General features: G+C 53.8%; 7 protein-coding genes. 5 read left to right on the top strand and 2 right to left on the bottom strand.

Annotation, left to right across the window (positions count from 1 at the left end):
• Nucleotides 1-25 precede the first annotated feature (25 nt).
• Nucleotides 26-1,690: an alpha,alpha-phosphotrehalase gene (gene treC, locus ITX55_RS06365; RefSeq protein WP_223084922.1), complete on the top strand. Its 1,665-nt coding sequence runs from the start codon at nucleotides 26-28 to the stop codon at nucleotides 1,688-1,690.
• Nucleotides 1,691-1,718: 28 nt separating this feature from the next.
• Here the strand turns inward: treC and ITX55_RS06360 are convergent, their stop codons facing one another.
• Nucleotides 1,719-2,243, bottom strand: coding sequence for an NAD(P)H-dependent oxidoreductase (locus tag ITX55_RS06360; RefSeq protein ID WP_164057555.1), 525 nt, complete (start codon nucleotides 2,241-2,243; stop codon nucleotides 1,719-1,721).
• A gap of 105 nt (nucleotides 2,244-2,348) precedes the next feature.
• On the opposite strand from ITX55_RS06360, the gene ITX55_RS06355 reads away from it, so the two are divergent.
• From ITX55_RS06355 to nrdG, 3 genes are all read left to right on the top strand, one after another.
• Nucleotides 2,349-3,263, top strand: a complete 915-nt coding sequence (locus tag ITX55_RS06355; RefSeq protein ID WP_033651455.1) for a LysR family transcriptional regulator — start codon at nucleotides 2,349-2,351, stop codon at nucleotides 3,261-3,263.
• Between the two features lie 244 nt (nucleotides 3,264-3,507).
• On the top strand, nucleotides 3,508-5,646 hold the full coding sequence (gene nrdD / locus ITX55_RS06350; protein ID WP_223084919.1) for an anaerobic ribonucleoside-triphosphate reductase: 2,139 nt from the start codon (nucleotides 3,508-3,510) through the stop codon (nucleotides 5,644-5,646).
• A 168-nt stretch (nucleotides 5,647-5,814) separates the two neighbouring features.
• Nucleotides 5,815-6,279 carry an anaerobic ribonucleoside-triphosphate reductase-activating protein gene (gene nrdG, locus ITX55_RS06345; protein WP_223084917.1) on the top strand — a complete coding sequence of 155 codons (465 nt, stop codon included), beginning with the start codon at nucleotides 5,815-5,817 and terminating at the stop codon, nucleotides 6,277-6,279.
• Between the two features lie 415 nt (nucleotides 6,280-6,694).
• Here nrdG and ITX55_RS06340 read toward each other — a convergent pair whose 3' ends face one another.
• Nucleotides 6,695-8,269: a hypothetical protein gene (locus ITX55_RS06340; protein ID WP_223084915.1), complete on the bottom strand. Its 1,575-nt coding sequence runs from the start codon at nucleotides 8,267-8,269 to the stop codon at nucleotides 6,695-6,697.
• A gap of 468 nt (nucleotides 8,270-8,737) precedes the next feature.
• Here ITX55_RS06340 and ITX55_RS06335 point away from each other — a divergent pair, with 468 nt between their 5' ends.
• Nucleotides 8,738-12,583 (top strand): hypothetical protein, encoded by a 3,846-nt coding sequence (locus tag ITX55_RS06335; RefSeq protein ID WP_223084913.1) that lies wholly within the window; start codon nucleotides 8,738-8,740, stop codon nucleotides 12,581-12,583.
• Nucleotides 12,584-12,623 lie beyond the last annotated feature (40 nt).

Here is a 12,623-nt window from a genome sequence, read left to right as displayed (position 1 = left end):
TGTCACGATTCAAAGGTATCCAGTTATGAGCAACCCAACCCCCTGGTGGCAGAACGGCGTCATCTACCAAATTTATCCGAAGAGTTTTCAGGACAGCACCGGCAACGGCTACGGCGATTTGGCCGGGGTGACCCGGCGGCTGGACTATCTGCAGGAACTGGGCGTGGACGCGATCTGGCTGACGCCGGTCTACGTGTCGCCGCAGGTGGATAACGGCTATGACGTGGCGGACTACTGCGCCATCGATCCGGCTTACGGCACGATGGCCGACTTCGAGCAGTTGGTCGCCGCCGCCCACCAGCGCGGCATCCGCATCGTGATGGACATGGTGTTCAACCACACCTCGACCGAGCACCCGTGGTTCAAGGCCGCGCAGGATCGCCACAGCCCGTATCGTCAGTTCTACGTCTGGCGCGACGGCGAGGGTGAAACGCCGCCGAACAACTGGCGCTCCAAGTTCGGCGGCAACGCCTGGCAGTGGCACGCCGACAGCGGCCAGTACTACCTGCACCTGTTCGCCGCCGAGCAGGCGGATCTCAACTGGGAACACCCGCCGGTGCGCGAAGAGCTGAAGAAAGTGTGTCAGTTCTGGGCGGACAAAGGCGTCGACGGGCTGCGTCTCGACGTGATCAACCTGGTGTCCAAACAGCAGGACTTCCCGTCCGACAGCCAGGGCGACGGCCGCCGCTTCTACACCGACGGCCCGCGCATCCACGAGTTCCTGCAGGAGATGAGCCGCGACGTGTTTCAGCCGCGCGGCCTGATGACGGTGGGCGAGATGTCCTCCACCACACTTGAGCATTGCCAGCGCTACGCGGCGCAGAGCGGCGAAGAGCTGTCGATGACCTTCAACTTCCATCACCTGAAGGTGGACTACGCCGGCGGTGAAAAATGGACGCGGGCGGCGCCGGATTACGTGGAACTGAAGCAGATCTTCCGCCACTGGCAGCAAGGGATGCATAACCGCGCCTGGAACGCGCTGTTCTGGTGCAACCACGATCAGCCGCGCATCGTGTCGCGCTTCGGCGATGAAGGCGCACTGCGGGTGCCGGCCGCCAAAATGCTGGCGATGGTGCTGCACGGCATGCAGGGCACGCCTTATATCTATCAGGGCGAAGAACTCGGCATGACCAACCCCGGCTTCCGCGCCATCGAGCAGTATCGCGACGTGGAAAGCCTGAACATGTACGCCGAACTGCGCGCCCAGGGCCGCAGCGACGCCGAGCTGCTGGCGATCCTGGCCGACAAATCGCGCGACAACGGCCGCACGCCGATGCAGTGGAGCGCCGCACCGCACGCCGGTTTCACCACCGGCACGCCGTGGATCGGCTGCGCCGAGAACTACCTGCAGATCAACGCCGACGCGGCGCTGGCCGATCTCGACTCGGTGTTTTACTCCTATCGCCAGCTGATCACCCTGCGCAAGCAGTATCCGCTGCTGACCCACGGCGACTATCAGGATCTGGCGCCGGAACACCCGGCGCTGTGGTGCTATCAGCGCAGCTGGAACGGCCAGCGCCTGCTGGTGGCGGCCAACCTGAGCCGCGAACCGCTGGCCTGGGCGGCGGAAGGCGTGGAAGCTTCCGCACAATGGCGCCCGCTGATGAGCAACTACGCCGATTCGGCGGACCAGCCGCAGGCGCTGACGCTGCGGCCGTTCGAAGCGGTGTGGTGGCTGCTCGAAGACTGACCCCGCAGGGCGCGGCGAACGCTGCGCCCTACCTTTTCCCCAGCAGCGCCGCCACGCCGGCGGCCTCTTGCGCCAACTGCTCATCACTCATGTCGCTCACGCCCTGCACCAGATGCGGCGGCAGATAATCCATGCCGGTCAGGTTGGCCATGGCGTGGAACGGCAGCAGCAGATCCTGCACCGGGTAACGGTTGTACCCTTGCGCCGTATAAGCCTGCGCGTCGCCGCCGGTGCTCACCACCAGCTGCAGCGGCTTGCCGTGCAGTTGAGTGCCTTCGCTGCCGTAGGCGAAACCGTAGGTTAATACCGCATCCTGCCATTCGCTGAGGATCGCCGGCGAGCTGTACCAGTAAAACGGGAACAGCATCACTACCGCATCATGGCTCTGCAGCAGCGCCTGTTCGCGCGCCACGTCGATGCGGTAATCCGGATACGCGCGGATCAGTTCGTGAACGGTCACGTTGGGCAGCGGGCGTACGGCCTCGATCAGCGCCTTATTAATGCGCGACTCGTCGGGGGTGCGGTGGGCGGTTAACACTAAAATGCGCGACATACATGATTCCTCGGTCATAAGAAGATGAGGCATTTTTCCATTTCCGCCGCGGCGGGTGTAGGCTGTTAGAGGTCACTTCAATTTCAACTGAAAGTATCAACCACTATGTCGCTGCCCTTTGACGTGCATCGCCTGTTGCCGGCCTTCCTCGCCGCCGCGCAGGCGCAAAATTTCTCCGCCGCCGCTCGCCAGCTGGGCGTGACGCCGGCGGCGGTCAGCAAAAACATCCGCGCGCTGGAAGAGAAGCTGGCGCTGCGGCTGTTTCAGCGCAACACCCACAACGTGCTGCTGACCGACGAGGGCAAAGCGCTGCTGGCGCAGGTAGCGCCGCTGTGGCAGGCATTGGCGGCGACGCTGGAAAGCGCCGGCGGCGAACGGCAGGCGCCTGCCGGCGTGGTGCGCGTCACGATGATCCCCGGCTTCGGCCGCCGGATGCTGATGCCGTTGATCCCGCAATTTCTGGCGCGCTATCCGCAGATCGATCTCGATCTGTCGCTGGATGCCCGGGTGGTGAATCTGGTGGGCGAAGGTTTCGACGTCGGCATCGGCAGCCGGGTCGATCCCGACAGCCGGCTGGTGGCCCGCCCGCTCTACCCGATGCACATGGTGCTGGCGGCGTCGCCCGACTATCTGGCGCGGCGCGGTGAACCGCAAACGCCGCACGATCTGCTGCGGCACGACTGCCTGCTGCACCGCAACCCGGCCAACGGCCGCCACGTCAAATGGCAGCTGCGCCATCAGGGCGAAACGCTGGCGCTGGATCTGAACGGCCGGCTGGTGGCCAGCCGCCCGGAAATGCTGCTGGATGCGGCGCTGGCCGGGCTGGGCATCGTCAACCTGGCGCGCTGGTACGTCGAGAAACACTTCGAGCAGGGCACGCTGCGGCCGGTGCTGGCGGAATGCTGGCCGCGCCCGGTGCAGCTGTGGCTCTATTACGCTTCGGCGGATCTGCCGCCGCGGGTGCGCGTCTGGGTCGATTTTCTGCTGGAACATTTTCGCGATCGGCCGGCGGGCGATTGACGACTGTTCAGCTTGCGCACGCTCTTCCGTTTTCCTTGTTCTACATCAAAAGAATCGCGCCGATATCTATATATAGTGCATTAAGAATTGCGAACACCTATATATAGTAGTTATCCACAAAATCATCCACACGCCGCCACAGCCCTTGCGCGCTGCGGCTTTGCCCTGTGGATAAGCGAAATTTGACGGTTGCTCGCCACGCCAGGCGGGTATGAACGCTCCCTCGGGGAACAAGGAGTACAACGTGAAACCAGTAGTGATTAAGCGGGACGGTTGCCAGGTACCTTTTGACGAAGCGCGCATTGCGCAGGCCATCGAGCGCGCCGCGCTGGCGGTGGGCGTGGTCGATGCCGACTACTGCGCCACCGTCGCCCGCGTGGTCGCTCAGCGCATGGAGCAGCAGCCGCGCGTCGATATCCACGAGATCCAGCAGGCGGTGGAAAACCAACTGATGGCCGGCGAATACAAACAGCTGGCGCGCGCCTATATCGAATACCGCCACGATCGCGACGTGGCGCGCGAGCTGCGCGGCCGCCTGAATCAGGAAATTCGCGGCCTGGTCGAGCAAAGCAACCGCGCGCTGCTGAACGAAAACGCCAACAAGGACAGCAAGGTGATCCCCACCCAGCGCGACCTGCTGGCGGGCATCGTCGCCAAACACTACGCCAAGCAGCACATCCTGCCGCGCGACGTGGTGCTGGCCCATGAACGCGGCGAAATTCACTACCACGATCTCGACTACTCGCCGTTCTTCCCGATGTTCAACTGCATGCTGATCGATCTGAAAGGCATGCTGACCAACGGCTTCAAGATGGGCAACGCCGAGATTGAGCCGCCGAAGTCGATCTCCACCGCCACCGCCGTGACCGCGCAGATCATCGCTCAGGTCGCCAGCCATATCTATGGCGGCACCACCATCAACCGCATCGATGAAATTCTGGCGCCGTTCGTCGACGAGAGCTTCCGCAAACACCTGCAGGTGGCGGAAGAGTGGCAGATCCCGGACGCCAAAGGCTATGCCATGGCGCGCACCGAGAAAGAGTGTTACGACGCCTTCCAGTCGCTGGAGTACGAGGTCAACACCCTGCACACCGCCAACGGCCAGACGCCGTTCGTCACCTTCGGCTTCGGCCTTGGCACCAGCTGGGAATCGCGCCTGATCCAGCGCTCGATATTGAAAAACCGCATCGCCGGGCTGGGCAAAAACCGTAAGACCGCCGTGTTCCCCAAACTGGTGTTCGCCATCCGCGACGGCCTCAACCACCAGTACGGCGACCCGAACTACGACATCAAGCAGCTGGCGCTGGAGTGCGCCAGCAAGCGCATGTACCCGGACATCCTCAATTACGATCAGGTGGTTAAAGTCACCGGCTCGTTCAAAACACCGATGGGCTGCCGCAGCTTCCTCGGCACCTACGAGCAGGACGGCGAGCTGGTGCACGACGGCCGCAACAACATCGGCGTCATCAGCCTCAACCTGCCGCGCATCGCGCTGGAGGCGATGGGCGACGAGTCGCGCTTCTGGGCGCTGCTGGAACAGCGCCTGCAGCTGGCGAAAAAGGCCCTGATGACGCGCATCGCCCGGCTGGAAGGCATCAAGGCGCGGGTGGCGCCAATCTTGTACATGGAAGGCGCCTGTGGCGTGCGGCTCAAGGCCGACGATAACATTGCGGATATCTTCAAGAATGGCCGCGCCTCGATTTCGCTGGGCTACATCGGCCTGCACGAGACCATCAACGCGCTGTTTGGCGGCAAAAACCACGTGTATGACGACGAGGCGCTGCGCGCCAAAGCGGTGGCGATCGTCGCGCGGCTGCGCGCCGCCGTCGACGCCTGGAAAGACGAGACCGGCTACGGCTTCAGCCTCTACAGCACGCCGAGCGAGAACCTGTGTGATCGCTTCTGCCGGCTGGACACCGCCGATTTCGGCGTGGTGCTGGGCGTCACCGACAAGGGCTATTACACCAACAGCTTCCACCTCGACGTGGAGAAGAAGGTCAATCCGTACGACAAGCTGGACTTCGAAGCGCCCTACCCGCCGTTGGCCAGCGGCGGCTTCATCTGCTACGGCGAATACCCGAACCTGCAGCACAACCTGAAGGCGCTGGAAGACGTGTGGGACTACAGCTACACCCGGGTGCCTTACTACGGCACCAACACGCCGATCGACGAGTGCTACGAATGCGGCTTCACCGGTGAATTCTCCTGCACCAGCAAAGGCTTCACCTGCCCGAAATGCGGCAACCACGACTCGGCCAAGGTCTCGGTCACCCGCCGGGTGTGCGGCTATCTCGGCAGCCCCGATGCCCGGCCGTTCAACGCCGGCAAGCAGGAAGAGGTGAAACGCCGGGTGAAACACCTCGGCAACGGGCAGCTCGGCTGAAAAGCGCCGTGCAGCCTAGGCAGAAGCCTGTTCATCAGGCGTGATTGTCGCAGCCGGTTTGCCTTCGGCCAGCGCGCACCAACCGCAGCGTACACGCAGTACGTGAGGATTGGGAGCACTGCCCGGAGGCAAAATGGCCAGTAAAATAGCCTGATGGGCAGGCCTCACATGAATTATCACCAGTATTACCCAATCGACGTGGTCAACGGCCCCGGCACCCGCTGCACGCTGTTTGTCGCCGGTTGCGTGCACCAGTGCCCCGGCTGCTACAACAAAAGCACCTGGCGGCTCAACTCCGGCCAGCCGTTTACCCCGGAGTTGGAAGAGCGCATCATCGCCGATCTGAACGATACCCGCGTGCCGCGCCAGGGGCTGTCGCTCTCCGGCGGCGATCCGCTGCACCCGGCCAACGTGCCGAGCATCTTGCAACTGGTGAAACGGGTACGCGCCGAATGCCCCGGTAAGGATATCTGGCTGTGGACCGGCTACCGGCTGGCGGAGCTGGACGCACAGCAAATGCAGGTGGTGGACAGGATCAATGTACTGATCGATGGCAAGTTCGTGCAGGATTTGAAAGACCCGGCGCTGATTTGGCGCGGCAGCAGCAACCAGGTGGTGCATAGGTTGCGATGAGTTGATAGCTCGTGTCTCGATGTGCGTTAATACAAAGTCGGCATGATACGGCTACGGCACAGAGCTAAACCTGATAGGCGGCTTTGTGCCAGAAGCGGACGTTTTTCAATTGGTGGCAAAGTCAGATTCGTGGCTCTGGTGCAGTTGGAAAAAATCTCTGAACAGGGAACGCTGGCATTTTATATATTGGATATTTACCGTTAAAAAATTAATCTTATACCCATTCACAATAAAAGTCATTTTCCGCAGATAATGGAGTGACTATCTTAGTTTATACCCATATAATAATGCAGTGATGAATTGACATCCGTCAGGCAAGACATCTTAACATTACAAAAGAGCAGAAAAGCAGGAAGTAAAGTGTTCCTGCAGTGGAGTAGTTGAATTGAATATACTTGAGGATACAGGCACTCAATTACATCACGGAATCTTGCTTGCTAACTATTTCTTTGAGCTCGTCAAACGTTAATACTATATGAATGTCACTTAATTTCGCTAAATGTTTTTTATCAAGAAGGACTATTTTTTTAATCTCATAGTCATTTCTAAATTCAATCGTGTTCATTAACCAATTGAATTTACATTCTTGCTTATAGAAAAATAATTCTTGATCATCATTATTAAGCTTATTCGATAAATTACGGATTTTATTTTCATCGACCCCATCTGTAAGCACCTTGCATTCAATTAATAATACACTTTTATCTTTGACTGCTAAACAATCAATCTCGCCAGGGATTTTTTCATTATTGATGTTTATGAGCTTAGTTGGTGTTTCAACAAACCATGTGGCATTTTCACTAACTTTGCCAGCCCTAAAGCCATATTCTTTTAAAAATGAAATCACATCTTCTTCAAATTTATTTGATACTGCATTTTGGAAAACCTCCTGAGGTAAATTTATACCTGCCGATTTTTCTGAGTAGTTTAAAATGGATGACTCCAAAAACCAATTAAATGAATCATAAATTAAAGTTACAGATGTAGCATACAACCCTTTAGAGTTATTATCAATCCTAACTATAGGTCTTTCATTGATCATATTACTATTCCAGTTGCCAATTCTTTTTTTGAACCACAGCCTTTGCCAAAAGAATGTCATATTTAATCTTTGCAAGTCCTTTTCAATGAGTGGCATAGTTAGTTCATTTAATAGCATGACGCAGTCATTTAAAATAACCACCCCTGTATAATCTGAGTCTGCAACTGATTGCCTTACTGAAGTTATAAAAACTAATAGTTTTAAGTATAAATAACTCTTTATCCAAAAATCTCTGGTTTCAACATTAAATGGAATGTATTCAAAAGGTGTATGCTTAAAAATATCAGGAATTAAATTATTTCTTTTATTAATAACATCAATTACACTTCGTAAAAAATCTGAGTTTCTATTCAGGAACAAATCAGCACCATACTTTCCAAGTCGTAAACCTTTATGATCTGACTCGTTAACACTTGATAGGTCAATAGCAATCGCTCTTAACCTATCAGATAATAGCATGCCATTACAAGTTAATTCTATTGTTTCTCCAGGGGAGATGATGATAAGATTTTTTAAGCCGATTAGACTTTCTTTAAGCATGCAATATTCAATAAACTGAAACACCTTAATATTAGCGGAACCTGTCCCAGTACTTATATTGCCATATGAACGACATAACGCAGATTTGGCTCCCATTCCTAAGTATGGCAAATCCAAGTGGCTGTAAGTTGTAGAATAATAATATTTTGATATAATCTCGATAAGTTTTGGGATAGTACTATATGACTCAAGTTCAAGACTAATTCTAGTACATTTTCTGTCAATTCCTTCAATCATTTCATTCAAGTTTTGAATGTTTTCAATGATTATCTTCTCTTCATTTTTCTTAAAAAGAAACCTGTAAGGATTTTCTACGGTAAGTAAAAGGTATTTTAAGAAAGACTCATGTGCTTCATATGCCTGAGGATAAAGTCTAGAGTTAGTGAATATAGATTTTTCTCTTTTCATAGTAGGTAATCCATTTGCATTTTTTAATAACATGCGAGCTTGATAGAATTAGCGCCTTGCAAAAGTAATTATAATATCATTTCCTGTAATGCTAGGTTTTTAATGCATAAACTCAGAAATAAGCAACATTACGCGAAAATAATACTGCTGAAAAATGTCCAGGTAAACTGATTTTACTCAGCAATAGTTGACACCTCGTTGAGGGAATAGATAGTCGAAGAATCATACGTGTATAACCTGAGCATAATGCCTTTGGATGAATACCTTGAGGTAGATACTCATGTCCCGCCAACTTCCGCTTTCGCTAAAGCAGAGCTTCAGCTCCGTTAGCTCCGTGCCAAGAGCGGACATTGCTAATCTTCCTGTATATAGAATATTGGGAGCTAATCACAGGACAATCTGCTTCTAATTGCTTAATATGCTGGACATTGGTTGTGAAAAATTTCAATTTCCTGTCAGGACTATGCCGTGGCGATCTTCGATCTCGATAAAGATGAATTACTCGGACTCTCAGATACTCTTTTGGAAGAGTTAATTGCTCGTCTTGCAGAAGCCGAAGTGGCAGCCTGCGGTCATAGCCCGGCACGGGTGCGCTGGTCGGGATCGATCAACGCACCTGATGGTGGAATTGATGTCCACGTGCAGGTACCGGTTGAACAGCTCAACACCGGGTATATTGAACGACCGGATACCGTCTTCCAGGCCAAAAAACACAAGATGCGGAGGGCCGATATTCTGCGAGAGATGGCTCCTTCTGGCGTCCTTTCACCCATGATATCCGGCCAGGCTACAAAGGGGGGAAGCTATATCATTGTCAGTCTGGATGAAGACTGTTCCCCCTCTATGCTTGCCGAACGCGTCAAGGCGATGCATGAGGCCGTCAGGTATGATCCCCCTCACCCAACTCTTCATCTGGCTTTCTATGATCGCGCAAAGTTGGCTCAGTGGATACGGCAGTATCCGTCAGTAATGCTGTGGGTAAACAGAATACTGGGGCGGGGATATTCCGGCTGGCAGCCATATGGAGCATGGAGTTGCCCCCCAGAGGGGGCGGAAGATACCCTGATTTTCGCGTCCGGTATCACGATCTCACTTCCGTCAGAAAAAGGGCACCCCCTAAATATTAAGGATGCCATCGGGCCGATACGCCAGCTTATCCGGACAACTCGGAAAGCCGTGCGTATTACTGGTTTATCGGGCGTGGGTAAAACGAGGATTGTTCAGGCCTTGTTTGATGAATCCGTAGGAGCCGATGCCCTGGACCGAACCCTGGCGGTATATGCCGATACCGGTGACGATCCGAGCCCTTCGGCTGCAGCTATGCTGGAACGCCTCATCGCTGACCAGCGTAACGCAATTATGGTTCTTGATAACTGCCCGTCTGAACTACATGCCTCCCTCGCGGCGAGAGTTACCTCTGTGGGGGGCAGGATCAAGCTAATTACCGTTGAGTATGATATTCGGGAGGATAAACCTCAGACCACGGAGGTGATCCACATCGAGGCGATAGGACCGGAAGTGGCAGAAAAGCTTCTGCTACGGCGTTTCCCCGGTATTGGACAATTGAACGCCCGTCGAATCGCTCAGTTCGCTGACGGGAATGCCAGAGTCTCGCTGGCTATCGCCGAGAGAGTGGAGGAAGGGGAATCGCTGGCCGTTCTGTCTGATGCACAGCTCTTCAACAGACTTTTTGAACAACGTCATGAACCGGACGAGGGATTACGGGAGCAGGCCGAGCTACTTTCGCTGGTCTACTCGTTTTCGATTAACTTCTCTGAAACAGGCGACAATGAACTGGAGAACCTAGGTACGCTCGCGGGCTATTCACACAACCAGCTGTACCGGACGCTCAAAAAACTGGCCGATCGCCATATTCTTCAGGCCAGGTCGCACTGGCGAGCCATCTTACCCCATGCTATCGCGAACAGGCTGGCCGCCTCCGCTCTGGACAGCTTTCCGGTGGCGTTTCTTCGTTCAATCTTTGAAGTGCCGGGACGGGAGCGTCTGCTTATGTCGTTTGCTCATCGGCTGGGCCTTTTACACGATCATCCTGTGGCAAAGGATATTGCGGCTGCATGGCTTCAGCCGGGAGCGTTGCTGAGTAACTTGCTAGCGTTAGAAGACTTACCCGCTCGTATGCTGGTGTACATTGCGCCGGTGGTGCCTGACGTTCTGCTTAACCGGATTGACAAGGATCTTCGGGCTACAGACTTTAAAGGCCAGAAAAGACATTACGATCCGAGCTGGGGCACTATCCTCGACCTTTTGCAGGCACTGGCCTGGGAGTCTTCATACTTTGACCGGTGCGCCAGCCTTCTGCTGCAAATCGCGGATCACGAAACGGATAAGCCTGGTCAGAATAATGCACGGGACAAACTCACCTTGTTCTGTCAGCCCTATCTGTCAGGCACACATGCTTCACTGGAGCAGCGAATAGCGCTTCTGGAGCAGTGTCTTACTTCAGGTTTATCACAGCGTCGCGCACTGGGGCTGAAAATGCTTTCTGCCGGACTTAGCGGTCCGACGTGGACAGGTTCGGGTATCTGTGAGTTTGGTGCCCGACCGAGGGATTATGGTGCAGAGCCAGACTATGAGGCGTTAATGACGTGGCGGCGCGCGTTCATCGCGATTGCTGTTCGCATCGGGAATGCTGGTGATATACGTCTTGCCAGCGGTGCACGAACTATTCTAGCAAATTCACTAAGTGGCCTGTGGTGTGACAAGAGGATGGGCTCAGTCCTGGTTGATGCCACACGTACACTGCATTCCCGTCTTCCCTGGGGAGAGGGGTGGAAGGCGATTCGGACAAAACTGTACTTTATGCGGAAGGATCCTCAGGTCTCGCCCGTGCTGCTGGAAACGCTTGATGCTCTGGAAAGGGAGCTCAGACCAAATGATTTGCTTTCCTGTATCCGGCTTTATGTCCTGAGTAAAGGCCGCTACAACTGGGTGCTTGATGACGACTTTCATCGAAATGACAAGGACCAATACGCTGAAGCAGAGGAGCGACTGATGGCCAGAGCAGAGCAACTAGGGCGTGAATTTGCCGCTTCAACACTTTGTCTTTCTGATCTGAGACCAAATCTATTCTCTTCTGAGTGGATGCCTTACCGGAACGCATTCGGGCAGGGGCTTGCTGAGGGAACTGCAAGCCCTCGTGAAATCTGGCAATTGCTTATAAAAGAACTAGAACAGGATTCTACAGAAAACAAAGATTTTCCGGTAATTATAGGCTTTATCGAAGGTGTTGATCGTATTAATGAAGCGCTAGCCCATGAATTGCTGGAGCACTGCGCTGTGCATCCTTCACTCTGTCGAGTTCTGGTTAATTTGCATCCCCAGCGAGATTTTACAGAAACGGACCTCAACCGATGCATGTCGCTTCTGAATAAACAAGATACTCGTATAGTTATGTTTGACGCCATTTTTTGGCAAAAAAAATACCTTCAATTGCCAGTACCCCAAGTGCTCGAACTGGCCGAACAGTTGTTAGCCAAAGAAAACGGTGCTGAAGTGATTCTGAATGGACTAGGGATGAGGTTACACGGCAAAAAAGCGGCAGAGTATATGCCTGGGCCGGAACTTCTTCAAATCGGTTTCAGGGCAGCCATTCAGGTTTTACAGAGAGAGTCTGACGCTCGGGGCAGTCTTGCAGATGTCTTTATGGAGTCGGTCGTGGCGGCGGCATTGCAGTTAGACGACAATGAATTGCTCAAAAATCAGTGGCTGGATACTGTCTTTTCAGCAATTGATAAACATTACGGCTATATGAACGAGTATCGTAAAACCATAGAGACAACGGTGGCACTTATACCTGAAGCGTTTCTCTCCCGTCTGTTTGCAGATTCTGAGGACCAAAGGAGTATGCGGTTGTTCTTTATGCGTGGAAGGATTGGGGATACTACTCCGTTGCTTTCAGGCGTTGACATCGAAACCTTGATTGACTGGTGCTCCAGCAATGACGATCCGAGTATATGGACATTTGTGCCGCAGGGGTTAGAACTCTGGGTAAGAATTCCTGACACAAGCAGGATGGTCTTACATGAAAATGCTGTCAAATTCCTGGGGGCAGCACCTGAACCTTCCTTGGTACTTGAGTCTTTTGCAGAATTAACGAGTCCCACAAGCTGGAGTGGCAGCCTTGCAAACACATGGAAGACACGGGCTGACGCTTTCAGTGAACTCATTGAACACGAGCGGGACGACATTTCAAGCGTTGCAAAAAAAATACACGAGAAATTGATGCTTATGATTGAGCGTCAAAGGAATCTCGAACAACAGGAAGATCGTAAAAGTGAACAGCGGTTTGAGTAATGATGACTACGCATAGGGAGCTTAATGACACTTTAATATT

The sequence above is a fragment of the Serratia sp. EWG9 genome (genome assembly GCF_019913725.1).
GTDB lineage: Bacteria > Pseudomonadota > Gammaproteobacteria > Enterobacterales > Enterobacteriaceae > Serratia > Serratia ureilytica.
This window is presented reverse-complemented; position numbering and strand designations above follow the sequence as displayed.

Bases quoted from the DNA above. Each gene is read 5' to 3' on its own strand.
- treC (WP_223084922.1), top strand. From the start codon at position 26: ATGAGCAACCCAACCCCCTGGTGGCAGAACGGCGTCATCTACCAAATT.
- ITX55_RS06360 (WP_164057555.1), bottom strand. From the start codon at position 2,243: ATGTCGCGCATTTTAGTGTTAACCGCCCACCGCACCCCCGACGAGTCG.
- ITX55_RS06355 (WP_033651455.1), top strand. From the start codon at position 2,349: ATGTCGCTGCCCTTTGACGTGCATCGCCTGTTGCCGGCCTTCCTCGCC.
- nrdG (WP_223084917.1), top strand. From the start codon at position 5,815: ATGAATTATCACCAGTATTACCCAATCGACGTGGTCAACGGCCCCGGC.
- ITX55_RS06340 (WP_223084915.1), bottom strand. From the start codon at position 8,269: ATGAAAAGAGAAAAATCTATATTCACTAACTCTAGACTTTATCCTCAG.